A 25,959-nucleotide genomic window follows, 5' to 3' on the forward strand; every position below is an offset into this window, starting at 1 on the left:
TGCCTATTGCCTATTGCCTATTGCCTATTTGCCTATTGCCTATTGCCTATTGCCTATTGCCTATTGCCTATTGCCTATTGCCTATTGCCTATTGCCTATTGCCTATTGCCTATTGCCTATTGCCTATTGCCTATTGCCTATTGTAAAAATAGAAATATTATTCCCGCTATGGAATGAGGTTTTAGGAAATCAGATTTTTAATTGACCAAATTTGAAGAAGGTGATTTCTGAAAAGGTATTCTGATATTCACTAATGTGCCCGAAGGCTCGCCTTGTGCGTTGTGTTTGTCAATAATTTCCATCATGATTTGGTGTTTGGCTCCTTGATTTAAAATATCTAGTCGCTTTTGATTTGCTGAAATAGCAAAACTTTGATGGCTATTTTTTTCTTTCAGTCTTTTCAACTGTGCCGACCGTTTTCGTCCTATACCGTTATCTTCAATAATGACCATCAGACAATCCCGCTCTTTAATGAATTTAATCCATAGTTGTCGGTCTTCTTTTTTGTGTAATAGTCCATGTTTAATAGCATTTTCGACATATGGTTGAATAAGCATGGACGGGATATACACAAAATCGGGTTGAAGGGCTGGGTCAACGTCGAAGGTATAATGAAGGAGGTCTTCAAATCGTATTTTTTCAAGTTCTAAATAAAGACTTAGTGCCTTAATCTCCTCGCTCAATGGAACAGAATCTTTATTACTCATATCCAGAATTCGACGAGTGAGCTCACTGAATTTACCCAAATACACAGATGCATTTTCTTTGTCGTTGGTATAAATATAAGCCTGAATGGTATTGAGTGCATTGAACAAGAAATGTGGATTCATTTGGCTTTTGATACTTGCTAGCATACTTTGTTTTACCTCTTGTTCGAGCTTGAGCTTATCAGCAATAAGTTGGTTTTTCTGGTTAATATCATTGATTCTCCAGCGGAAATACCAATAAATTCCTAGCGTGATTATGGCTAAAATCAATCCTACAAACCACCATTGTAGATAGAAAGGGGCATTGATTTCGAAGTAAATATCAAGGGGTTTTTGTACGGCAATACCATCTTCATTGATTGCCTTAAGTGTAAGTTTATAGGCTCCTGGGGATAGGGATGGAAAGCTCAAAACTCTTGATTGTGAAGGTAAATTTAGCCAAGTTCCATTGTTAATTTTATAACTAATGTGTAGTTCGTCTTCGCTTTTGAAACTCAATATTGAAAAGAAGATTTCGATACTATTTTGATCAGATTCAAGTTTTATGCCTGAATAATAGTCGCGTATTTGGTCGTTTACCGTAAACCCTGTCAAGGCCATTAAGGGAGAGGTTTTGTTAGCAACATCTCTTTTTTTATCGAATACAACAAGACCCTCGGGGGTAGCCAAAAATACATTTTGAGTTCCTACAACAAGGTCTTTGATTTCGGCTTTTGGAAGTCCATCGGTACTACTATAGCTAATAATTTCTTTCGTTTTTAAATCAAACGATTGCAACATTCCCTCTTCAACAAGCCATAACTTTTGCAGATCTATCTGAAAGCGGTAGATGGTGTTGCTTGCTAGTCCATCTTTGGTACTGATGTGTCGTACGACTTGTTGATTTTTGAGAATATATAAGCCTTCGCTAAAGGTGGCAACATACGTGTAGTCTCCTTTGCAAATAATTTGAGAGCCGTATATTGGGTTGCCTTGATACAGAATTTCGCTTGTTCCTTTCGGAGAAATATACACCAAACCACCTACTGTTGAAATGTAAAGTGTACTGTCTTTTTGTCCAAATTCAATCCACCGTGTTCTGGATTTTACAGAGGGATGAGTTAAGTGAAAAATGGTATCTATGTTTATCGACTTGCTCGAAGTGTTTGTAGGCAGAAGCCATCTCGGAATTGAGATTGGCTTTCGAGATTTGGTCAGTAAAGCTACGCCCCCCGAATACGCCATAGCGTAAAGATTGGATTTGATTTTTACAATACTTTTAGAGGCTAATTCAAGGCTTTGGACTTGTTGATGTTGAGCATTCAGGTGTACTAGGCGATTACTCGAAAAAAACATATCGTGGTTTTCGGTATCTTCATAAATAGAGATAATTTCATGATTAGATGACTTTTGCATGAAATAAGGACGAAAACCTTGTTCTGGGCTAAAGGAAAGGATATTTTGCTTTTCGGTGCCAATATATACGCCTTTCCCTTCTTGAAAAGGTGCCAATGCGGTCATACCAATATTCTGATATTGATAGAGTCGAGTATGGATATTAGGAACAAACAAAAGTCCTTTTGCTAAAGTAGCAAACCAATAATTTCCTTCACGGTCTATAAGAACTCTACTAATGCTCGTTCCTTCAAAAAAACAAAATCCATTGTATTTAGGATTAAAGTTTAGGTCAAAGCAATAGGCTCCACTGGAGGTTGCAACCCAAATTTCGTCTTTGAGTTTTACTACATCTTGGATAAATAAATCGGGTTTGAGTACCGAAATCGCTGAGCCATCGTGGAGGAGCCGCCTTACATACGGATATTTGGTTTTGGTAATCCCAAATAGCTCATGGTCTGTTGGAATCAAAAAGAAGGATTGATAGGTAGGTAGTTTTTGAAACTGTCCCCGATACCCATCTGTGCGATAAATACCGTTTTCACATAAAGCTAAAAGCTTGTGATCTTTCACACTAATTCCCCACGAAAAGGTACTCGGAATAGGGATTTTGCTGATTTTTTTCGTCGCCAAGTTAAGTGTTCGGAGCGTATCTGTGAAGCAACTAAGTAATAGTCTATTGTTTAAAATAGTAGCGGGTACAAAGCCACCTTTCCATGAAAGTGTTGATTCTTTGACGAGTTTGTCGTGTTGGGTATAATAAAAATTTCCTGCAAAATCCTGACAATAAATGCGGTCTTGGTACTCCATCAGATTGAAAAGCGAGCGCCCTTGTTTGGCAATACTTTCGTAATGGACAAAACTCTTACCATCATAACGACTCAAACCTTTGTCGTGAGCAACCCACAAAAAACCATTTTTATCTTGAAGAATACTATAAACCGTATTGCTGGGTAAGCCATTTAGGTTGTTGATAACTCTATAAACAGCATTTTGAGCAACCGCACAGTTACTAAAAAAACTAAAAATTAGAATATATAGAAACGTCAAAAAATGTCGCATTACTGAAATAAGGTCTATCGGAGCTGATATTGCTCTAGAGTTTTCCACAAATAAGCAAAACCTTTCCCCAAGATAAAAACAAAAAAAGGTCTCGAACGAAACCTTTTTTCGAAATAAACTAACTCTACTACACTGTTGTACGCAAAAAAATAAACTTACAAAGGTTGAGCTACTTTTGATAAGTTCGGAAATTATGCCCCTATCAAATGCTAGGAACGAGAGTTACGAGATACTAAAACAAATGTATGTTTGCTTTTGAGGAAAATGCAATATGGTTTTACAAAAAGCTTTTTTGAATGTATAAAAGTCTATTTTGAGTAAAAGTATAGCACCCTATTGTAATTGAAAAAAGCGTAATTTTACTTTTGATAAAACTAAACCAATGCCAGTCAATCATCCTCTTCATATCGACCTATTTGCTATCATTATACTCATGGGAGTGGTACAGGGCTATTTTTTAGCAATATTCTTCTTGTTTACGCCCAAAGGAAACAAAATTGCCCACCGATATTTAGGCTTATTTTTATTTGCCTTATCAACTTGTACGGTCGAGGTATTGTTGTCATATACCAATTACATGTTCAAAATGTTGGCTTGGGTAGACTTTGCCGAGCCGCTCAATTTTGTATTAGCACCTTTGACATATTTGTACCTCAGAACCTTTGTCTCTGAGCGCTTTTCTTGGAAGCAATTATTACATTTTGTTCCATTTGCATTCTATTTGGTTTGCATGTGCCTATACATTTATCCTTTGCCCGACAGTTTTAAATACAATTCATACTTAGACGCCTATCACCCTGAAATGCCTTTTGTTAAAAATGAAGTATTAGACTGGGGATGGTTTTGTGAAATTCGAGACTACGTCAATGACATAATGTTTGTGCAAATGGTTATATATGTCGCTGTTGGATTTGTTGAACTAAAAAAGCAATTTGAAAAAGTGGGGTTATCTATTTTTTCGAAAGAAAATTACTCTCTGAGTTGGTGTCGTACCCAATGGTTAAGTTTTGCTTCTATTGTGCTCTTGTTTTTAATTGTCAAAAGAACGTTTTCTAGTGATTTGGGCGATCATATTTTATCGGCACATATCACTTTTATCATTTATGCCATCAGCTTTTCGGTGATTCGGCAGTCTGATTTTTTTAGACTAGGAGAGGAGGCAAAACCAGTAAAAAAATATGAAAAGTCAACCCTAACAGACGAAATACAAGACCAAACCTTAGCACGTTTGGAGATACTGATGCAAGAAGAAAAACTGTATTTGAAAGAAGATTTTTCTTTGCCCTCGCTGGCCAAAAAACTGGGGGTTTCTCCGCATCACCTTTCTCAAATTCTGAATGAAAGTTTAGGGCAAAGTTTTTTTGATTATGCCGCGCAGTGGCGTATTGCCGAAGCAAAAAAGTTGCTTGTTTCCTCAGAAAGTCAACATATCAAAATAGAAGAAATTGCCGAAATGGTAGGCTATAATTCTAAATCCGCCTTTAATACAGCTTTCAAAAAAATCGTAGGACAAACCCCTTCTCAATACCGAAAAGAGGAAAAATAGAGATAGTACAGATGTTCGATTTTATAAAATCGAACATCTACTTTATCAAAACAATCGCATCGGAGCCTATGACAAAGCTAGTTTTGACCATCAAATCAAAAAAAGCTTTGTATGAAAACTCTTGAAAAACAGCAACTTCTTACTACTTCTTCTCCCCAAACTCGCCAGTATTATATCGACTGGATTCGTGTTATAGCCTTTGGCATTTTAATCTTCTTTCACACAGGAATGTTTTTTGTGTATTGGGGCTGGCATGTCAAAAACAACGAACTGACGGAGGTCCTCGAAATTCCGATGGAATGGCTACACCTTTGGCGATTACCCTTATTGTTTTTTATCTCGGGTGTCGGAGTGAGTTTTGCCATGAAGTCAAAAACGGCTAGTGCTTTTATCGCTGAACGTTCCAAGCGATTACTTATTCCATTACTGTTTGGTGTTTTGGTAATAGTGCCCCCGCAGGTGTATTTCGAACGCTTACAACGTCACCAATTTGAAGGATCTTATTGGGCTTTTTATCCTAAAATTTTTGAATTTCAAGCCTATCCCGAAGGCAATAGCTCATGGCATCATTTATGGTTTATCGTCTATTTATGGGTGTTTTCCGTATTGGCAACGCCGCTCTTTGTATTATTAAAAAATAAAAGTAGCGAAGGGTTCTGGCAGTTTTTTCAAAAAATAGTAAGTCAGCCTTTAGGTCTATTACTCTGGGCTGTAGTATTGGCCTCGGCCTATTGGTTTTTGCATGCTGATTGGCCAGTTTTCCAAAATTTAGTATCAGATTGGTACAACTTCACGGTTTCGATAATGCTATTTGTCTTGGGGTATTTAGTAGGAAAAACGCCTATTGCATGGAATACTATGGAAAATCACAGGAGAAGTTATGCCGTGATAGGCCTATTTATCGTAGCCTTCCGATTTTCGTATGATACGCTTTTTGGAAGTATTCCCGAAGATACCGTTTGGATGACTATTGTGAATGGACTACTGACTATGGTGAGCCTTTGGAGTACAATTTTAGCGATAGGAGGTTATGCTAAACATTACTTAAATTTTACTAATCAGGCGCTTCAGTACAGCAATCAAGCCGTATATCCTTTTTACATTTTACATCAAACAGTTACGGTGGCTTTAGGTTTTTACTTGGCTGATGTATCTCTCAATCTTTGGGTAAAATACATCCTTATCGCCAGTGGAACTTTTGGTATTTCTTGGCTTTTGTATCATTATTTAATACGACCTTTTAGCTTAATGAGATTTTTATTTGGTGTAAAAAAGTAGGGGAAAGTATAAAGAGATAGGCCGTCTTACCCTTTGGATTTGAGCTTTCAGCTATCGGACTTTCCTCAAGATCCAGAGCTGAAAGCTATCTGATAACCACTTAAATACTCATACGACCGTTCATCCGCAAAGTATGAAAGGCTCATGCACAGCGATTTGGAGAGAGAAGTGGCTTATGCTAAAAATTCTGTATTTTCGTAGAAACTTTATTTCACCAACAAATCCTATATGAAAAAGCTTAGCCTTTTTGCGCTTCTCATAGGGCAATGTGCAACGCTATTTGCACAAAACCCATATAACGGAAACAGCCGTTTTGAGCAGCTTGGCAATTCACTGCCAACTCCAAATACCTACCGTACAGCTTCGGGTGCTCCGGGCAAAGACTATTGGCAGAACCGTGCCGACTATGACATCAAAGCCGAATTGGATGACCAAAAGCAACGTATTACTGGTAGTGAGGTAATTACCTACAAAACTTTTCTCCAGACGACCTTCGTTATTTGTGGTTACAGCTAGACCAAAACAACTTCAAAAAAGGCGGTATTGCACAAACTACCCAAACATCTTCATTGAACGATAAGGCTACTAGCTTTGCTCGCTTGAGTGCAAATGCTGGCGTGTTGAACAACAAAGAATATGGTTACAATATTAGTGCAGTAAAAGACATTAAGGGCGCACCGTTGAAGTTTACTATCAACGAAACCATGATGCGTGTGGATTTGCCAACGCCATTAAAGCCAGGCCAAACAATCAGTTTCCAAGTAGAGTGGGATTTTAATATTACTGATGCTGTGGCTACTCGTGCTCGTAGTGGTTATGAATATTTTGCTAAGGATGGTAACTATATCTACGAAATTGCTCAGTGGTTTCCTCGTATGTGTGTGTATGACGACGTAAACGGTTGGCAGCACAAACAATTCTTGGGTCAAGGTGAGTTTACTGTGCCATTTGGTGATTACAAAGTAGCATTAACAATGCCAAATGACTTTGTAGTAATGGGTACTGGTGAATTGCAAAATGCCGCTCAGGTGTTGTCAGCAGAGCAACAAAAACGTTTGGAAAAAGCTAAAGGCGCTAATCGTCCTGTGCTTATTGTAACACAAGCAGAAGCTGAAGCGGCTGAGAAAAGCAAACCATCAGGCAAGAAAACTTGGGTTTTCAAAGCTGATAATGTGCGTGATTTTGCATTTGCAGGTTCTCGTAAATTTGTATGGGATGCTATGCAAGTTGATGTTGAAGGCAAAAAAGTATGGGCTATGTCTGCTTATCCAAAAGAGGCTAATCCACTTTGGGGTCAATATTCGACTATGTTGGTAGCGCATACTTTACGTTCTTATTCGAAAAGAACTATTTCATATCCATATCCAACTGCTCAATCTATTCATGGTCCAGTAGGTGGTATGGAATACCCAATGATTAGTTTCAACGGTGCTCGTCCAGAGGCAGATGGAACTTATTCTGAAGGAACCAAAAACTTTTTGATTGGTGTAGTAATCCACGAAGTTGGTCATAACTTCTTCCCAATGATTGTAAACTCAGATGAGCGTCAGTGGTCTTGGATGGACGAAGGTTTGAATACTTTCTGCGAACAATTGGCTGAAAAAGAATGGGATAGAGACTTTGATACTTCAAGTGGCGAGCCACAAGGTATTGTTACTTATATGCGTACTGACAAAACACAGCAAGTACCAATCATGAGTAGCTCGGATAACATCATGGGATTCGGTCCAAATGCTTACACTAAGCCAGCGGCTGGTTTGACTATTTTACGTGAAACGATCATGGGACGCGAATTATTCGACGCTGCCTTCAAAGAATACTCTCGTCGTTGGGCTTTCAAACACCCAACTCCGCAGGATTTCTTCCGTACGATGGAAGATGCTTCAGGTGTTGATTTGGACTGGTTCTGGCGTGGTTGGTTCTACGGTGTTGAGCCTTCAGACCAATCTTTAGAAACAGTTGAATGGTTTGGTATCGACAACCAATCTCCTGAGCAGAAAAATGCTAAAGCAAAAGCTGACGCAGAAGCAAAACGCCAAACGATGAGCAATATCCGCAACAAAAAAGATATTACTCAAACGGTAGTAGAAGCAAACCCAGATATGCGTGATTTCTACAACAGTTATGACCGCTACGCTACTTCAGAAGCAGATAAAAAACGTTTTGAGCAAGCAACAGCAGGTCTTTCAGATGAAGAAAAACAGTTGACAACTAGCAACAAAAACTTCTATGTAATCAACGTGAAAAACGTTGGAGGTTTGCCAATGCCAATTATTATCAAAATGGTGTACGAAGATGGTACCGATGAGGTAGTTCGTATTCCTGCGGAAGTATGGCGTTTGAACGACAAAGAGGTGAAAAAAGTAATTCCTACAGATAAGAAAGTAGCTAAATGGGTACTTGACCCATTCTATGAGATTGCTGATATTGATACAAACAATAACGCATTCCCTCGTGAGCCAGAGCAACCGACACGTTTCCAAGTATTCAAAGGACAACGTCAGTCTATGCCAAACCCAATGCAACAACAAAAACAAGCAGCGGGTGCAGTTCAAGGAGCAAAAAAATAGTAATGAGCTATCGACTTACGACAGTCAACTTTCGGTAAAGTGCAAATAATTCTGAAAGCTGATTGTCAATAGTCAACAAAAAAAGGTGGTCTTACCGAATTTCTGGGTAAGACCACCTTTTTTTTGTGTAAGCCTATAAAAAAAAGTTGCTCAGGCAGAAACCACCTGAGCAAGCCTAGTAAATAGTTCTACACCTATTGAGTACAAAGTTATAAGCTTTTTGTTTAATACGCAATACACAATCATAAAATAATTGAAACTTTATTACGAATAAAGATTTTTTTATTATTAAAGAAGAATAACGTAATTAAACTCAATAAATCAATCAGATTAGGAATCATAGTCTAAACATAGCTTGATGGAACCGAATGGACTTTATTTAGTTTTTATGTAAAAAACATTTTAAAAACTCTACTAATTACTGACGTATGCAAATAACTAAAGCAAGCGAATCGCACTTAGAATTACTAGTATTAGCGTTTGACACTTATCGTGTTCATTTCGGACAAACGAGCGATTTGATTAAAACAAGCAACTTTTTGAAAGAACGATTTGCTCAAAATAGCTCTACCATATTTATTGCTTTGGATGACTCAAATGGAGCATTGGCTGGTTTTACCCAGTTGTATCCCGTGTACTCAACACTGAAGCTCGAATCGGTTTGGCTATTAAATGATATGTTTGTGATGCCTGACTATCGGAAAGGGGGCGTAGCATCCTTATTGATTGATGCAGCGTGGAAGCATACCAAAGACACAGGTGCTGCTTGGCTTACCTTGAAAACAGGAATCGAAAATACTAAGGCTCAAGCCCTTTATGAAAAATTGGGCTTCAGAAAGGATCAAGAGCATTTCTATTATTTCTTAGATAATCACTCTGTGAAGGAGGCTTAGGTATTATCTTTGTGCCCAATAAACCTCAAAACGGGCTATTAGGCTTGTAAAGACGTGCATCAAATTGAAAATTTTTTGGCAGAATCTCTTCAGAAAAGAAAAGATTTGGCTTTATATAGAATACTAAAAACCACCGAAAATATGGTGGATTTTTGTTCAAATGATTATTTAGGTTTTGCCAAAACAGGTATATTAGTTGAGGGCATCAAGCAAGAACTCGCTCAACTCGAACAATCACACAACCAATGGGTTGGAGCAACAGGTTCGCGCTTGTTAGCAGGTAATTATGCCTATACAGAAAACCTAGAAAGTACCATTGCAGACTTTCATGGCGCAGAGGCTGGACTCATCTTTAATTCAGGTTATGATGCCAATGTTGGAGTATTGGCAAGTGTTCCTCAAAAAGGAGACTTTTTGATTACTGATGAATACATTCATGCCAGTATGATTGATGGCGCTCGACTAAGCTATGCCACCCGACTAAAGTTTTCTCACAACGATTTATCAGACCTTCGTAAAAAGCTCGAACATGCTAAAACCCAAAATACTGGACGTATTTATGTAGCAGTGGAGTCGGTTTATTCTATGGACGGAGACGAGGCACCTTTGAAAGCACTAGCAGATATATGTGCAGAATATGGCGCAGGATTAATTGTTGATGAAGCACATGCTACTGGAGTTTTTGGTGATAAAGGAGAGGGATTAGTTTCTTATTATGGACTCGAAAAACGTGTCTTTGCCAGAGTTATTACCTTTGGAAAAGCCCTCGGTTGTCATGGTGCCATTGTGTTGGGGAGTGAGAGTTTAAGAGCTTTTTTAATCAATTTTGCTCGTTCATTTATCTATACTACGGCGGCACCTTTACATAGCCATGCAGGTGTGAAAAGTGCTTATGATTATTTGCAATCAGCCAACTTTAACAATTTATATCTTCACAAATTAATAAGATATTTCCGAGAACAAGTGGCATCTTCATGTAGTTACCCCATTATCGAGAGTCGTTCGGCTATTCAATGTGTGGTGATTCCTGGAAATGAAGCTTGTCGCCAAGTTGCGCTACAGTTACAAAAAGCTGGACTTGACGTGAGGGCTATTCTTTCGCCGACTGTTCCCAAAGGCAAAGAACGATTAAGAATTTGTCTTCATCAATATAATACTTTCGAGCAGATAGATGCTCTAGTGAAGCAAATGTCCCCGCACCTTTAATATTAAATTTCAACATGAAAAAACAATTTATTGTCGCTGGTATTGGTACCGAAATAGGTAAAACTTTCATTTCTAGTGTTTTGGTAGAAGCACTTCAGGCAGATTACTGGAAGCCGATACAATCGGGAGGTCTCGATTTTTCGGATACAGATACCGTAAAAAGTCTTGTTTCGATCAAGAACAATACTTTTTTTCGAGAAGCCTATCGCCTCAATGAACCTTTGTCTCCACATGCAGCCGCAGCCTTGGATGGCATTACTATTGAGTTGTCAAAAATACAGTTGCCAGTTACTGAACGAAACTTGATTGTGGAACTCGCAGGCGGCTTAATGGTTCCGCTCAATGATAATGACTTAGTGATAGATATGGTTCAACAATTGAACCTTCCTGTGATACTGGTGTCCAAAAATTACCTAGGCAGTATCAACCATACGCTTCTTTCGGTCGAAGCTCTAAAAAGTAGAAATATTCCAGTTGAAGGGATTATTTTCAATGGTATTTCAAATGCTTCTACCGAGAGCTTTATTTTGAATTATACAAAACTTAAATGCTTGGGTCGTATCCCAACTCAGGCAGAAATTGACAAGCCTGCTGTTCGTAAACTAGCCGATGCGTTAGAAAATAATTGGCAGTAGGAGAGGTCTAAAGCTTTTTATGAAAAAAGATTATTCGATAGACGAGCACTTGGAATTTCCTGTTGAAAATGTGGAAAAACCAGTGATAACTAATTTAAGTGAAAGAGATGCCAAAGTGGTTTGGCATCCTTTTACTCAACATCATACAGCCCCCTTTTCCATTCCGATTGTTCGTGCAGAAGGGGTGTATTTATTTGATGAAAATGGCAAAAGGTATATCGATGCTATTTCGTCGTGGTGGGTCAATTTACATGGGCATTCTCATCCGTATATTGCCCAAAAAGTTGCAGAACAGTTTTTGAAACTCGAGCAGGTTATTTTTGCAGGTTTTACGCATGAGCCAGCCGTAAGTTTAGCCGAAAGGTTATTGGATATTTTACCGAGCCATCAAGCAAAAGTATTTTATTCAGATAACGGTTCAACCTCTATCGAAGTGGCCTTAAAAATGGCTATTCAATATTTTCATAATAGAGGTTTTGAAAAAAGAAATAAGATTATTGCCTTGAGTAATGGCTATCACGGCGACACCTTTGGCACAATGGCCGTAGGAGCAAAAAGTGCTTTTAATGCGCCATTCGAGCCTTTTTTGTATGAAACATGTTATTTGCCAGTGCCCGTAGCAGGACAAGAGCAAGAGGCGGTTGCTCAGATGAAAAAAAACTCGAAAATGCTGATGAAATCGCTGCTTTTATCTTTGAGCCGTTGATTCAAGGGGCAGGAGGGATGGTTATGTACGAACCAGAGGTATTGGAAGAACTGATTGCATTGGCAAAAGATAAGGGTGTGATTACGATTGCTGATGAAATCATGACGGGTTTTGGTCGTACAGGTAAAATGTTTGCCACAGATTACATCCAGACCAAACCAGATATTTACTGTATGTCCAAAGGCTTGACTGGTGGGGCTATGGCATTGGGTGTAACTACTTGTACTCAGGAGATATTTGATGCATTTTTGTCAGAAGATCGACGCAAAACTTTGTTCCATAGCCACAGTTTTACGGCTAATCCTTTGGCTTGTACAGCAGCGCTGGCTAGTTTGGATTTATTGCTTTTACCCGAAACACAAGCGCAGATAAAAGCTCTGCATCAAAGTCATGTGGAATTTGCTCAAAAACTCAAAGCAGAGAAAGCAAGTACGGTAGATTCGGTACGTGTGCGGGGAACGATTTTGGCCATTGAGATACATACTGAAGAAGGAACCTCATACTTTAGTAATATTCGAGATATGGCATATAATTTCTTTTTAGAAAAAGGCATTCTGATGCGTCCTCTTGGCAATATCATTTACCTACTAACACCATATTGTATACAACAAGAAGATTTGGATTATGTATATGCGTGTATTGAGGAGTTTTTGGATTTTAAGTAGAGGTGCAAGCATTGCGCCTAAAAAGTGGTCATCCTTAAATAGGTAATATCAAAAATATGAGTCATCCCGAATTTTGATATTTGGGTTATGTTCTAAGTGTTTATCAAAAAAGGCGTTCGAAAAACTAATTTCGAACGCCTTTTTTGATACTATATTTCAGAATGGTACCTCTTTAGACGCCAGCATTGCGTCTCTACTATTAAAAAATAATCACTCATTCGCCCAATTACGCAATCAATAAATTTGAGATTACTCATATTTTAGACTTATTGAGTTTATAATTTTTCAATCTTAAACGCACTTGATGATTTACCGCGGTTGATACGAATAATGTACAAACCTTTTGTAAAATCTGATGTAGGAACTGTTACCAAGTTTGCATTAGTAGTTTTTGTCCAAACTACTCTTCCCATTACATCGGCAATAGTAATTTCGCTAGTTTCTCCAGCAGTCAACAAATCAATGGTTAAATTGTCCTGTACAGGGTTTGGATAAACTTTGTAAAATGCTTGTTCTTCTTTTTCAAAACCTAATACTTTTACAGGTAAGAAGCCAAAATAGAAGCGAGCATTTACAGGGTAGTGATCGGAAGTGCTATTGGTATAGTCTGCTACAAAATCGATTGGTCTTGAAACATTAAGCGTACTGTTGATGTAATAAATACCTGAGGTAGATACCGCTGGATTTGCAGCGCCTTCTGTCAGTATGCCGATTTCGTTACTTACCATAATATGGTCAATAATGTCAGAATAACTAGCTGTACTAGATACTTTGCAATCACTCAAAGATTTTGAGATAGTTTTATAGTTTGCTGCATCCGCAACAAACTCTTTATAAGAAGAAGCATTTCCGAGTGCAATAGACGTATCCAAATCATCATTGTAGTCACCCAATACTATGACAGTGTTACTGGCGTATTTGCTATCTAATTCGGCTTTCAAGTCAATAGCATCTTGCTTTCTTCTTGTATAATCAGAAACGGCTGAACCAGATTTGGCATGAATTCCTACAAAGTTGATTCTTTTAGTTTTTCCATTGATTTTGGCATCAGCCACAAACATATATGGTAATCTACCAGATGCCCAGTTGTTGGCAGGAGGATAGGTATATTTTCCGACCAGTAAAGACTTGGTTTCGGCATCTACAGGAGTAATGATATCCTTTTTGTATACAAAGCAGATTTTCTGAGCATAGGTTGTTGGGTCACTTGCCTTTTCGGGTGCATCAAAGTAATGCGAGTAGTAGTCAGTTTGACATTTGATACCATAGTTTGGTAAACTTTGCGCTAGCAAACTAGCAAAGTAGGTATGATTACAGACCTCTTCAAGACAGAAAACATCCGACTTCAATTTATTGATTACCGTAATTACGTTATTCATTTGGAGGGTGTCTTTGATGGGACCCAAGGCGCTTGGTGAAATTGTTGTATTTCCTAACCATTCAACGTTCCAAGTAGTGATATCCAAGGTAGAATCTGCACTAATCGTTGCACCTGCCAAGGTTCCGCAGTATGATGCTGGCGTAGGTACAGTAATTGTACAAGAAGTTGAGCTTTTTGAAATATCACTAGCTACGTAAGGAAATACCTGCAAGATATCTACTGTGCCACTTGTATTGATATAATGACCTATCGTTCCAGTGATGTCTTGTGTAACACTCGGAACAGCCGTGCCAATTACACCAGTAGCTGTAGCGTCGACACGTACTTCTGTTTCTCCCATTTCATTACAGGCAATGACTTTGTAGTTGGTAGCACTGGCAAAATTTCCTGTGTTTACTGTAAAGTTCATACCGATTAACTTTACCACCTTTCCTTCATTTGATTCAAGAAAAGTCGAAAGCGTTGTTGTTCCTTTTTTACTTGCATCAAAAACAGCGACCGTAGGCGTTTTGCTGGTACTTGTCACTTTATTGATACAGGTTGGATTGAGGATTTCGGCTTCTCCACTAAATCGAGCCAATGACCCTACAACTTGAACGGAGTCACCTACTGAAATATTGGCAAATAACGTTGCTCCACTTGCCGAGAATACCGCAATACCTCCTGTGTTATCCTGTAAATAAAACTTATTGCTTCCAAATTTACTGGTAACTCTACCTGCAATACTTGCGCTACCACCTGAGTAGGTATTTTGTGCAGGAATATTGTCGCGAACTTGCTTAATATTGGTTGTAATACCACATAGGCCTGTTCCAGCAGGGAAAACGGTTCCTTTTACGATAATAGTGCTGCTAACAGAACCGCTTGATAGTAAGATACTAGCTTCATTATTACCAAGGATGGCTTTTGTAGAGCTTCTTACTAAAAATGCGCCTCCTTTTTGGTTGACAGTCCCTGTAGTTCCCCAAGTTTTACCATCATCAAAACTCAGTTCGAAATTATCCGTTGCAGTTTTAAAACTTACTGCAATATCTGCTACTAAATCAGATGCCGTAACAGTAATTTTGGATGCTGCAGAGGCTGTTCCCAAATTGGTATTCGACAGGGTAGTTCCAACGGCTGATAATGTAGGTAACGAACTCAAAGAAGCTACACTTGCCCAAGAATCACCTGCTCTCAAACGGTCAACGATAACGTTGGGTGCATTGGCAGCAGTTCCTTGACGTAGAGCAATCATACCTAAACTTGCAGCATCATTTTGTGTATCAAGTGAGGCTAGCCAATCTGTTTTTGCAGGTTCTGAATTACTTGATAGTGCATCTGTAACGAATAGCTCCGATGTATCGTCGTTGGTGGCTGTACTGTTGAAAGTATAACGGAACACTAACAAATAAGTAGTGTTTAAGGCATATCTTTTAGTGGTATAAGCCAAGGTTGTTCCAGAAGCAGAACCTTTTGAAATACCGAACTGGATACCGTCTGTAGACGAGCGAATATAGATTCTTGGGTTAAAGCCTCCCGAACTAGTTGTTCCTTGGATTAAATGGATGAAATAATCACCAGCGGTTTTGGCTGCTGTAACATTTACTAAACAAGATACATAAACGCTACCTGTACTAAATGGCGTGGTTAACAGTTTGGAAACGTCTTCGCCTGAAGTTGTCAACACTGCAGCATTGCCTGCATTATTTAAGCCTGCAAATACTAATCCTGTAGTTGTTGAGATGGCATTAGTTCCACCACCGCTATGAGCGGTCCAGCCATTGGCTGTTAATAGGCCTGAAAAGTTAAAATCTTCCGAAAAGCTTTGTGCGAGTATGCCATAAGGAGATAACAGTGCTATTAATAGCACCAAAGACGGTAGAAATTTGCGCATAGTGTTGATGTTAAAAATTGGCAATATAAATTAATTTACTTCCACAAAAGTAATTAACTATTTTCACCTTCTTAGTTGAGGCCTCAAAAAGGAATTATTATTTTTTTAAAATAGAGGGAAAGTTTTTAAACGGAAATGCCCTACTTGAAAGGGTAGGGCATTACGATAAACTATTTCTTAGAAAAAATAAACACTATCAGTTATAGCTGATAGGTCAAAACAGGAATATCCGAACGAATAATTACTTGTTTTGATTTGCTAGGATCTATTAGTTGGGTTAGGAAATTGCGATGATGTGCTGCCAAAACAATGAGATTGACTCCTCTTTCAGCAGCAGTAGTGAGAATACCTTCGGTTACACTATTTGAAATGGTGGTATCGATACTAAAAGTTTCTTTTACAAAAGCTGATTTGATTTGTTCTATAAATTGCTGATCAGATTGAATATCTGGCTCGAAAGGTGCGTTGATTTTGGTAAGCGCAAGATTTGCCCCTAGTTGATGTGATAATTCAAATACTTGAGCCAAGATATGGTTTTCGTCAAATTCGAGTTGAGTAGCATACAATATCTTATCTATCGCAACCTCTTCTACTTGATTTGGAACTGTCAAAACTGGTATATGTGCTTTGGCTGTAATATGGGCAGCATTGCTACCGATTAGTTTGCTTAGGAAGCCGCCAGAGCCTGTTCGTCCCATCACGATTAGGTCAATGTTATATTTTTCGACCGTATCAAAAACTCCAGAGATAACATCATTCATTTCTAAGACTACATGACATTTTATATTTGCTTCTTCGACTTTTGAGGCTAGCGGTACCATTTTACTATAAAGCGAATCACGCTGGTCGTCCAACGCTTTTTGCATGGTGTCGGCATCTGCATAAATACCTGGCTCGACATAACGAGGAAGATAAGTATGTACCAAATAAATAGCTGATTGGGTGGCTTTAGCTACCAAAATGGCGTATTGTAGTGCCTTGTGAGAGTTATCCGAAAAATCGGTGGCAATAAGAATGTTGTTCATGGCTTGTATGAGATTTGATTTATGACAAAATTAGAGTCAATTCTTTACCTATAAGCCTCTGTTAGTCAGTTTAAAATATGATTTTTGTTAGTTCGGAAGCTGTTGTTGTTTTGTTGATTATCAGTATGTTAACTTAAATTAACGCAAACTTAAATTGTATTAATACGCTTTGGGTATCAGGCCAAAAAGCTTTTTTGAATTCATGGGAAATATTTTGCCGAAAGCCCATTGCTAAAAGCCGAAAGCCCAAAAGTTAGATTTTATTTTGCCCACTAATTAATTATTATTTCTGCTGCTTTTTCAGCTACTGCAATGACGGGGGCATTGGTGTTTCCTGCAATCACTTCTGGAATAATAGAGGCATCTACCACTCTCAGACCTTTGATACCATAGACTTCTAGCGAGTCAGGGTTGACCACAGCTTGTGAGTCGATGCCCATTTTGCAAGTACCACACGGATGATAAACGGTTTCACAAGTAGCCCTAATATAGGTTTCCCAGTCTAGGTCACTCTCATATTTATCAGGAAGAAATAAGGTGTCTTGTTGACGAAATGGAGCAAAAGCATCCGATAATATAATATCTTTTGCTTGGTGAACAGCTCGTAAAAGCGTGGCAATATCTTCGCCCTTAGAATCAGACAAATAACAAGGATCAATAAGTGGGACAGAATTTGGACGACTGTCATACAAACCCACATATCCTCTACTTTTTGGTTTGAGTAAGGTGGGCAAAACCGTGAATCCTTCTTCTTTGGGTAACGTTTTTACTTCATGCAAATTAGGGGCAAGTACAGGAGCAAAATGGAATTGTATATCTGGGCGGTCAAGACCAGCTTTGGTTTGCGTAAATGCACAAGCCTCGAGTGGACTTGAACTCAATGGTCCTTTTTTCTGGAAAAGGTATTGATAAAGATTAGAGAGTACCCACGGAAATCGCTCGGCATTATTGTAGGTAATACGTTGATTGCATAAAGTATTGATATTGACAAAAAGGTGATCTGATAAGTTTTGCCCAACACCCGATAAATTTACCTTACAATCTATTTGGAAATCTTTGAGATAGGAAGCGTCGCCTATGCCCGAAAGTAGCAACAGATGAGGACTTTGAAATGCTCCCGCCGATAGAATTACTTCTTTTTGAGCATAAATTTTTTCCGTAGTATTTCCTTTGATGATTTCAATGCCTATAGCTTTATCATTTTCGATAATAATCCTAGCTACTTGTGTTTTGGTCAATACCGAAAGGTTGGGGCGTGACAATGCAGGGACTAAAAAAGCCGCTGCTGTCGAATGGCGGCGAGCGTTTTTAATGGTAAACTGAAATTTTCCTGCACCTTCCTGCTGAACACCGTTAAAATCTGGATTGGCAGGAATACCCACTTCCACACAGGCTTCTATAAAAGCTTCAGCTAATGGCGTTACATTAATATTATGACTTACATTGAGTAAACCGCCTTTCCCATGATAATCGTTTTGAAACTGCTGATTATTTTCTGATTTGGTGAAATAGGACAACATCTCCTGATAACTCCATCCACGATTTCCCCATTTTTCCCAATCATTGTAATCCTCCTTATTCCCTCTGATATAAGCCATGCAATTGACAGAACTAGACCCTCCTAAAGTTTTACCTCTCGGCTGGTATAATTGCCTATTATGAAGATGGGCCTGAGGTACAGTTACAAAGTTCCAGTTTACGTTCGAGTGATGTAATTTACCATATCCTGCAGGAATATGTATTTCTGGTTTCACGTCTTTTCCTCCTGCCTCGACCAATAAAACTTGGTTATTGGGAATATTGGATAAACGATGTGCTAATACACAGCCAGCTGAACCTGCACCAATGATGATATAATCTGGTTTCATAGTTGATTAGAAAAAAGGAAGCTGTTTTAAGAAGACTAACATAAAATAGGAAAGAGGATTTGTTTAACTAAATATAACAAAAACTTCTTTGATTAGTACTGTAAATATAGGTGTTTTGTGTCTGCTTTTAAGTTAAATTTGTAGAATCTTACTTCAGAGACAAACCTTTAAATTGCTATTAACTGCTCATGTCAGATTTTCAACTGTATCTTCAACTAGGTTTTCAACACATCACAGATGTAAATGGCTATGACCATATTTTGTTTGTTATTGCACTTTGTGCTGTATATCGCCCTAGCGATTGGAAAAAACTGGCAATATTAGTGACAGCCTTTACGCTTGGACACTCTGTAACCTTGGCGTTGGCTACGCTTCAAATTATTACCTATCGCACAGAAGTAATAGAATTTCTGATTCCTATTACCATCTTCCTAACCTGTGTGTTAAACTTCTTTCATAAGTCAGTTGATAGTACTAGATTTCAGAAAGAAAAAAGCTCATCACTTCGCTACCCAATGGCGATGACTTTTGGGTTGATTCATGGAATGGGTTTTTCTAATTATCTGCGCAGTTTATTGGGAAAAGAAGAAAGTTTGCTAAATCCCTTATTGGCATTCAATGTGGGTTTAGAGTTGGGACAATTACTCATTGTGATGTTTACTTTGGTCATTAGTTTTTTGATTCTAGAGGTATTTAGAGCCAAAAAACACGATTGGAATTTGATTCTTTCAGGAATGGTAGCAGGAGTAGCCCTAACGTTGATTGCTTCAGCAGAATATTTTCAGGAATTAATGGGGAAATAAGTAAAAAGAAGTTATTAGTTAACAGTGTATCTGTCATTAGAATGCTCACAATTAAGAGGATATATCTAAAATTTACTGCAAGTATATCATGAATTTAATCTTTTTTCTTAAGTAAATATTTAACGGATATACGATTAACTAATAACTTCTTCCCAGATTTACTTTGTAAGAATTTTCAAAGCCTCTTCTTGGGCAGCTTTAGCCCAAAGTGCGTACATTTTTCCAGAAAAGTGTAACCCATCTTCAGCAATCATCGTTGCGTCATTGGGGTATGCTCTTGAGATAGGAGTGATATCGACAAAGGGCACATGATGTTTTTGGCATTCTTCTTTGACAATCAAATTAAACGCATCTATTTCTTTAGCAATTTGCGCTTTATCTCGATTTGACGCAAAAGGGCTCACTCCCCAATCTGGGATGGAAAGTACCATGACATGTTGAAAATTACCAGAAGTAAAGTTCGCTGCCGTTTGTAATAATTGCTGAAAATCCTTTCTGAACTCTTCTTTCGAAAGACCCCTATATTGATTATTTACACCAATGAGTAGCGTAACCAAATCATAATGTTTGTCAAGTTTGCGTGACGCTATGGCATCTTGTAACTCAAAAGTTGTCCAACCTGTTTGAGCCACAATATCATGTTTGGAGATGGATATATCTTTTTTGATAAATTCAATTAATTGTGCTGACCAGCGTTCTGATTCAAGAACACTCTCTCCGATGGTATAGGAGTCACCAAGCGCTAATATTTTTTTGAAGGAATTTTGTCCATAGGGTTTGTAAGAGTAAAAGAGATAGATGATAATGAAATGAAAAACACTATCATAATGCAAATTAAGCGTTGAGGTACGTTGTATAGCATTAGTGTAAAGATTATACGCTTTATAGTATCAAATACCTATAATAGAGAGTTTTATAAAAGGCTGAAATACATACCGTTTAATAATTTTTCCAAGAAAGTGAAAAAAACTACCCATAGGTATAATATTGTATTTTGGCATGATTTTGGCTTCATTTATAGTAAATAATTCTCGTCTTTCTGAAGACAAAATTGCATTTTTATTACAAAACCCGCCCAAAATCAATTTGTTTTAAAAATTGTAATTTACAATAAAGTCTTTTGATAAAATACCTTCGCAACGTGTTTTTGAGAAACAATTTTGAGAGAATTATTTTAGAGAACTTCTGCTAGGCACCCGCTAATGCTTCAGAATTATTATAGATTATACTATGCGAACCGCAATACCGCTCAGTATAATGCAAAAGCCTAAGTTTTAAAGAGTAACGCCATTTCTGTAGGAAAGAATCGCAAGCTTTCCCTGTAACATTTATTTTCGTTAATCAACCTCAGTAATCTAGGCTTATCACATTCGGCTTATTCCGCTATTAGTCGTCTCACGTTTTTGTTTTGTAAATCATTGCTGTTTTCGAACGCATATTGTAGGAAATTATGCTATCATTTTAAACGCCATGAAATGATTTGAGGTGTATCTGTTTTGACACCACCTACAGATGTTTGTCCCCGCCCCAAAGACGATACTGTCTTCTCGAAACAGTTGTTTGGATTTAGTTTGTACTAGTCCAGAAATATAATTTTTCCTAGAATCCGCCGAGTTAAATTAATAAAGTTTCCCCATGAAAAACTTTACTGCTTCATTACGTACTTCATCAAAGTGCGACCTAAGTAAGTTATGTACGCCTGAGTTGAACACTTTTAGAAGAGCACGCCATTACCTCAAAAACCATGCCAATGGAATTTTGAGGATTGTGTTGCTTGTGCCCCTTATCTTTTTTTTAGGAGGTACAAAAAATATACTCGCTCAAGTAAATCCTTTAAGCCCAGTGCAAGGATTTAACATCTTTTCGTACGGTAATACCATACTTACCAGTGGCGATGCCAATGGTGGTTTGGCTACCTTCGGAAACCTCACACTCAATGGATCCTATTCATTGGGTATGAGTACCACGGGTACTTTCAAAGCTTCTGGTGATGCCAACAATACAGCATTGATTGTAGAAGGTAATGTAAACTACTCGTCGGGTAATGGTCTAAATGTATTGAGTGGAGGTTTTGTTAAAATTAAGGATTTTTCAAGCTCAAAATATTGGTCTACTAATCCTACTCGTTTGACAGCCTCAAGTGCAACTTCACAAGATGCCAATCCACGTATTAGTTTGTCAGTTTCCCAAACGCAAGCCTCTATTAATGCCGATGTATTCGACTTTAATACAGCCATTGCGAATATGCGTAGTTACTCAACTACCTATAAAGGTTGCGCTTCAAATACCACGGTATCGACTACTGCCACGTCTTATACTTTTAACTTGACGTCAGGCCGTACCAATTTCTTTAGAATGACAGCTAGTCAGTTGGCTATTTTCAACGAAATCAAGTTTAACATCGTACCTTCTGCTACCAACCCTGTAGTAATCACTGTGGATATTGGTAGTGCTAGCTCTTTTAACTGGAACATCCCAAATTTTCCTGGAGTACCAAATGCAGCAGGTCAGTATATCTTGTTCAACTTTGTGAATAACTCAGCGGGTAGTGCAACAATCAACCTAAACGGAGGTAGTACTATCATTGGTACTGTGTTTGCACCAAATGCGCACGTAAATAAAGCGGGTTCTGGTAATATTGAAGGTCAGGTTGTGTGTATGAACTATACACATGCACAAGGGGAAGTGCACTATCAGACATTCAATACTACGGTAAACTGTAGTAGCTTTAGCTCAGTTACTTGTGACTGTCCGGGTGGTTTATTGAAAAACCCGGGATTTGAAGTTCAGGAGTTTCGTGCAGGATATAACACTAGTTATAAAACAGCTTATTGGGAATGGAACTCGGCAGGCTCTTTAACGACAGGTTCAGGTTTTGAGGTTTGTGATGCCAATAATGCCTATTTGTATGCCAATAGCTCTTCTGCTATGATGTGGCAGAAAGTAGATAATATTACGGCTGGTACTTCATATACTTTATCGGCCTATGGTGGGACACACGAACCTGCATATAACCATAGATATAGATTAGCTTTTTACAATAGTTCAGGAACTTTATTAGACTTCACAGAAGTTCAAGTTGATTGGGACGTAGACGTTGTTCCTGCAGGACAAACAATCCTAAAAGAATATGTATTAACAAAAACTGCACCTACTGGTACATCTTATTTGAGAGTAGAGGGTTATGCAAGTGGTGACTGGTTAAAGTTAGATAACTTGTGTTTGACCGTAAACAATACTTGTAACAACTTAACAAGTGGAGGTACCATTGGATCAAACCAAGTTTTATGTAAAAATGTAAGTAGTACGCCAGCAGCTCTTACCAATGTCACTTCACCATCAGGTGGTGATACAGGACAAACTATCCAATACCAATGGTATAGAGCTACATCATTAGTTAATGGAGCTTGCCCTACAAACGTAGCTGGCTCATCAAAATATACAGCCATCTCAGGTGCAACGGCTGCAACTTACACGCCTGGGGCAATCTCGCAAACAACTTGTTATATTAGAACTGCTCGCCGTACCAACTGTAACGACTACGTGGCTGAATCCAATGCTGTATTGGTTGTTCTGAAAAATAATTGCTCGACTGTAGCATGTCCCAATAACATTGTTACTAACTCAAGTTTTGAGACAGATGATAATGTTACCAATAATGGAAAGAAGTTTCCTGTATATTTTCAGTCATCACCTGCCTCATACATCACTCGTACTGCTACCAATACAGATGCCTATCGTGGTGCTTCACCTCTTGACTGGGCTATTGGGACAGATGTCAATGATTATGCTAACCAAAATGGTGCATATTACATTGATGCAAGTGTAACAGGTAACGCAAATTCAGGGGATCGTTTTGTTTACGGAAGATATAACCAATGCGTGCTTTTTGCACCAAGTTCAAATCAGAAGTTTTTCCCAGTTACGCCAGGAAAAAAATATAAAATATGTGCTTATATGGCAGCCTTTAATCCATCAGGAGTACAAGGTAATGCAGATGTATATTTTGAATATAAATTTAGAAATGCTGAAGGAGGTGATAAGGGGATACTTTCTACAGGAGATATTTATCAATCAATACCTGCCGATGCAGATGGACAATGGGAGACGCTTAACTGGCAACAGTATTGTGTAGAAATTGTAGCGCCAGCAGGTGCAACATATCTTGAATTATATATCACTCCTCGCGACAATGAAGGAGATGGTGTTGCGTTTGATGATATCTGTATGACAGAAGAAACTTGTACTTCTGCACCTGTTGTTAGTAGTGCGTCTATTTGTGGAACAGGTACTGCAACACTTACAGCTACAGGATGTACAGGGGGAACTGTGAAATGGTATAGTGGTTCTACTGATACGACTCCAATTGCTACAGGTGCTACATATACCCCAGCTTCAAGAAGTACATCGTTGAGTTTGTTCGCAACATGTACACTCAACAACTGTGAAAGTATGAAAACTCCAGTCAACTTAACCGTAAGTGGGGCAGTTTCTGGCGTTAGTGCGACGGCAGTGGGAGGTAACACCTCTAATTGTGGAACACCAATTACGATAAATGGTGCTGGGAGTGTGGCTAACCCTAACCTTGTTTATAATGGAGATTTCTCAGCGGGTGATATTGGTTTTGTCACACAGTATGGTGAGCAAAATTATGGATATGGAGTGTATGGCGTTACGACGGATGCTAATACCTATTTCAATTGGGCATCAGCCTGTAAAGATAGAACTGCCGCAGGCACTGGTAAAATATTTGTTGCAGATGGAGGCACAAGTGCAAACCTTACGGTATGGGGGCAAAGAATTGCAGTGAATCCAAATACTACTTATAGGTTAAGTACTTATGCTACTTCTATCTCTTCAACGAGTCCATCTACTCTTGCGTTTTATGTGAATGGAGTAAAAGTTGGTACTTCGACAACCTTGTCAGCGACTACCTGTGCTTGGCAACAGTTATCAACTACATGGAGTTCGGGAAGTAGCACAACAGCTTATTTTGAAATTAGAAATGAGAATGCTAATACAGGAGGTAATGATTTTGCAATAGATGACATCTCAATGACAGTTGATGCTCCTGTAGTAACATTTTCATGGACAGGCCCAAATAGTTTCAGTGCGACAACTCAAAATATTACAGCAAGTACTACTGGAACATATACTTTAACTGTAACAGGTAATACAGGTTGTTCTAGTAATGCCTCTATTGCTATTACAATTAATGCTACACCATCATCTCCAACTGTAACTCCAGCCACTCGTTGTGGTGCAGGAACAGTAACATTGGGTGCAACTTGCGGTAGTGGCGAAACTGCGCAATGGTATTCGTCTCAGTCATCAACAACAGTATTGACAACGGGAGCATCTTACAGTCCAAGTTTAGCAGCTAGTACTACTTATTATGTAGGGTGTAAAAATACAACGACCAATTGCGAAACACCAACAGCAAGTAGAACCGCAGTAACTGGGACTATTAATACATTGCCAACAGCACCAAATTCAAGTAATGTAACGAATGGTGCAGTTTGCGGTAGTGGAGTAGTAAACTTAAGTGCAGTATGTTCATCAGGTCAAACAGTACAATGGTATGCTAGCCAGACCTCAACAAGTGTATTGACAACAGGCACCAGCTACGCACCAAGTATTACAGCAACGACAACTTATTTTGTAGGATGTAGAGATAATACAACGACTTGTGAAACATCAACGAATTCACGTCAAGCAGTAGTAGGCACAGTGAATCCAATCCCAAGCGCACCAAGTGCAGGGAATGTAACTAATAACTCAAGATGTGGTAGTGGAATTGTAAACTTAAGTGCAACATGCTCAACAGGCCAAACAGTACAATGGTATGCAAGCCAGACCTCGACTACAGTGTTGTCGACAGGTACTAGTTACGCACCAAGTATTGCAGCGACGACGACCTATTTTGTAGGTTGTAAAGATAACACTACGACTTGTGAGACGTCGACCAACTCACGTCAAACAGTTGTAGGAACAGTTAACCCAATTCCAAGCGCACCAAGTTCAAGTAATGTAACGAATGGTGCAGTTTGTGGAAGTGGTGTAGTGAATTTGACAGCAACTTGTACGACAGGTCAAACAGTACAATGGTATGCAAGTCAGAGTTCGACAAGTGTATTGACAACAGGTACAAGTTATGCACCAAGCATCACAGCCACGACAACATACTTTGTGGGATGTAAGGATAACACAACAACATGTGAAACAGCAACAGGCTCACGTCAAGGCGTAATTGGAACGGTTAACCCAATCCCAAGTGCACCAAGTGCCAATAACGTAGTAGGCGCCTCAAGATGTGAATCAGGTGTAGTGACTTTGACAGCGACTTGTTCAACAGGTCAAACAG

General features: G+C 38.6%; 15 protein-coding genes and 1 pseudogene. 11 read left to right on the plus strand and 5 right to left on the minus strand.

The window, feature by feature from the left end:
• A partial coding sequence (locus BWI92_RS24585; RefSeq protein WP_095167907.1) for a hypothetical protein occupies positions 1-205 on the plus strand: 205 nt, incomplete at its 5' end.
• Here the strand turns inward: BWI92_RS24585 and BWI92_RS24590 are convergent.
• Positions 198-3,131 carry a histidine kinase gene (locus tag BWI92_RS24590; RefSeq protein WP_176464531.1) on the minus strand — a complete coding sequence of 978 codons (2,934 nt, stop codon included), beginning with the start codon at positions 3,129-3,131 and terminating at the stop codon, positions 198-200. The genes BWI92_RS24585 and BWI92_RS24590 overlap by 8 nt on opposite strands.
• A 394-nt stretch (positions 3,132-3,525) precedes the next feature.
• Here BWI92_RS24590 and BWI92_RS24595 point away from each other — a divergent pair, with 394 nt between their 5' ends.
• The 8 genes and pseudogenes from BWI92_RS24595 (at position 3,526) to BWI92_RS28790 (ending at position 12,642) form a co-directional block, all read left to right on the plus strand.
• Complete coding sequence (locus BWI92_RS24595) at positions 3,526-4,689, plus strand: AraC family transcriptional regulator (protein WP_095167911.1); 1,164 nt, start codon at positions 3,526-3,528, stop codon at positions 4,687-4,689.
• A gap of 111 nt (positions 4,690-4,800) precedes the next feature.
• Complete coding sequence (locus BWI92_RS24600; RefSeq protein ID WP_095167913.1) at positions 4,801-5,967, plus strand: acyltransferase family protein; 1,167 nt, start codon at positions 4,801-4,803, stop codon at positions 5,965-5,967.
• 228 nt (positions 5,968-6,195) lie between these two features.
• Positions 6,196-8,537, plus strand: a pseudogene (locus tag BWI92_RS24605) (M1 family metallopeptidase).
• Positions 8,538-8,965: 428 nt separating this feature from the next.
• Positions 8,966-9,430 carry an N-acetyltransferase gene (locus BWI92_RS24610; RefSeq protein WP_095167915.1) on the plus strand — a complete coding sequence of 155 codons (465 nt, stop codon included), beginning with the start codon at positions 8,966-8,968 and terminating at the stop codon, positions 9,428-9,430.
• A gap of 75 nt (positions 9,431-9,505) precedes the next feature.
• On the plus strand, positions 9,506-10,636 hold the full coding sequence (locus tag BWI92_RS24615) for an 8-amino-7-oxononanoate synthase (RefSeq protein ID WP_229363533.1): 1,131 nt from the start codon (positions 9,506-9,508) through the stop codon (positions 10,634-10,636).
• Positions 10,637-10,650: 14 nt separating this feature from the next.
• On the plus strand, positions 10,651-11,271 hold the full coding sequence (bioD, locus tag BWI92_RS24620; protein WP_095167920.1) for a dethiobiotin synthase: 621 nt from the start codon (positions 10,651-10,653) through the stop codon (positions 11,269-11,271).
• Between the two features lie 19 nt (positions 11,272-11,290).
• The gene (locus BWI92_RS28785) at positions 11,291-11,977 is read left to right on the plus strand and encodes an aminotransferase class III-fold pyridoxal phosphate-dependent enzyme (RefSeq protein WP_310588954.1); all 687 of its coding nucleotides are present in this window, start codon (positions 11,291-11,293) and stop codon (positions 11,975-11,977) included.
• The gene (locus BWI92_RS28790; RefSeq protein ID WP_310588955.1) at positions 11,869-12,642 is read left to right on the plus strand and encodes an aminotransferase class III-fold pyridoxal phosphate-dependent enzyme; all 774 of its coding nucleotides are present in this window, start codon (positions 11,869-11,871) and stop codon (positions 12,640-12,642) included. The genes BWI92_RS28785 and BWI92_RS28790 overlap by 109 nt, the downstream gene beginning before the upstream one ends.
• 275 nt (positions 12,643-12,917) lie before the next feature.
• Here the strand turns inward: BWI92_RS28790 and BWI92_RS24630 are convergent, their stop codons facing one another.
• The 3 genes from BWI92_RS24630 to BWI92_RS24640 all read right to left on the minus strand — a co-directional run bounded on the left by BWI92_RS24630 (position 12,918) and on the right by BWI92_RS24640 (position 18,792).
• Positions 12,918-15,899: a T9SS type A sorting domain-containing protein gene (locus BWI92_RS24630; protein WP_095167922.1), complete on the minus strand. Its 2,982-nt coding sequence runs from the start codon at positions 15,897-15,899 to the stop codon at positions 12,918-12,920.
• A 200-nt stretch (positions 15,900-16,099) separates the two neighbouring features.
• The gene (locus BWI92_RS24635) at positions 16,100-16,924 is read right to left on the minus strand and encodes a universal stress protein (protein WP_095167925.1); all 825 of its coding nucleotides are present in this window, start codon (positions 16,922-16,924) and stop codon (positions 16,100-16,102) included.
• 272 nt (positions 16,925-17,196) lie between these two features.
• Positions 17,197-18,792, minus strand: coding sequence for a GMC family oxidoreductase (locus BWI92_RS24640; protein WP_095167927.1), 1,596 nt, complete (start codon positions 18,790-18,792; stop codon positions 17,197-17,199).
• A 188-nt stretch (positions 18,793-18,980) separates the two neighbouring features.
• Between BWI92_RS24640 and BWI92_RS24645 the strand changes: the two genes are divergently transcribed.
• Positions 18,981-19,595, plus strand: coding sequence for a HupE/UreJ family protein (locus BWI92_RS24645; RefSeq protein ID WP_095167930.1), 615 nt, complete (start codon positions 18,981-18,983; stop codon positions 19,593-19,595).
• Positions 19,596-19,753: 158 nt separating this feature from the next.
• Here BWI92_RS24645 and BWI92_RS24650 read toward each other — a convergent pair whose 3' ends face one another.
• Positions 19,754-20,428 (minus strand): SGNH/GDSL hydrolase family protein, encoded by a 675-nt coding sequence (locus tag BWI92_RS24650; RefSeq protein WP_176464532.1) that lies wholly within the window; start codon positions 20,426-20,428, stop codon positions 19,754-19,756.
• Positions 20,429-21,230: 802 nt separating this feature from the next.
• Here BWI92_RS24650 and BWI92_RS24655 point away from each other — a divergent pair.
• On the plus strand, positions 21,231-25,959 hold a 4,729-nt coding region (locus BWI92_RS24655), incomplete at its 3' end, for a collagen-binding domain-containing protein (RefSeq protein ID WP_095167933.1).

It is taken from the genome of Flectobacillus sp. BAB-3569, from assembly GCF_002270355.1.
GTDB classification, from domain to species: domain Bacteria; phylum Bacteroidota; class Bacteroidia; order Cytophagales; family Spirosomataceae; genus Flectobacillus; species Flectobacillus roseus.

What these genes read in the sequence shown, in the direction of transcription:
- BWI92_RS24595 (WP_095167911.1), top strand. Translation starts at nt 3,526, where the DNA reads ATGCCAGTCAATCATCCTCTTCATATCGACCTATTTGCTATCATTATA.
- BWI92_RS24600 (WP_095167913.1), top strand. Translation starts at nt 4,801, where the DNA reads ATGAAAACTCTTGAAAAACAGCAACTTCTTACTACTTCTTCTCCCCAA.
- BWI92_RS24610 (WP_095167915.1), top strand. Translation starts at nt 8,966, where the DNA reads ATGCAAATAACTAAAGCAAGCGAATCGCACTTAGAATTACTAGTATTA.
- bioD (WP_095167920.1), top strand. Translation starts at nt 10,651, where the DNA reads ATGAAAAAACAATTTATTGTCGCTGGTATTGGTACCGAAATAGGTAAA.
- BWI92_RS28785 (WP_310588954.1), top strand. Translation starts at nt 11,291, where the DNA reads ATGAAAAAAGATTATTCGATAGACGAGCACTTGGAATTTCCTGTTGAA.
- BWI92_RS28790 (WP_310588955.1), top strand. Translation starts at nt 11,869, where the DNA reads ATGTTATTTGCCAGTGCCCGTAGCAGGACAAGAGCAAGAGGCGGTTGC.
- BWI92_RS24630 (WP_095167922.1), bottom strand. Translation starts at nt 15,899, where the DNA reads ATGCGCAAATTTCTACCGTCTTTGGTGCTATTAATAGCACTGTTATCT.
- BWI92_RS24635 (WP_095167925.1), bottom strand. Translation starts at nt 16,924, where the DNA reads ATGAACAACATTCTTATTGCCACCGATTTTTCGGATAACTCTCACAAG.
- BWI92_RS24640 (WP_095167927.1), bottom strand. Translation starts at nt 18,792, where the DNA reads ATGAAACCAGATTATATCATCATTGGTGCAGGTTCAGCTGGCTGTGTA.
- BWI92_RS24645 (WP_095167930.1), top strand. Translation starts at nt 18,981, where the DNA reads ATGTCAGATTTTCAACTGTATCTTCAACTAGGTTTTCAACACATCACA.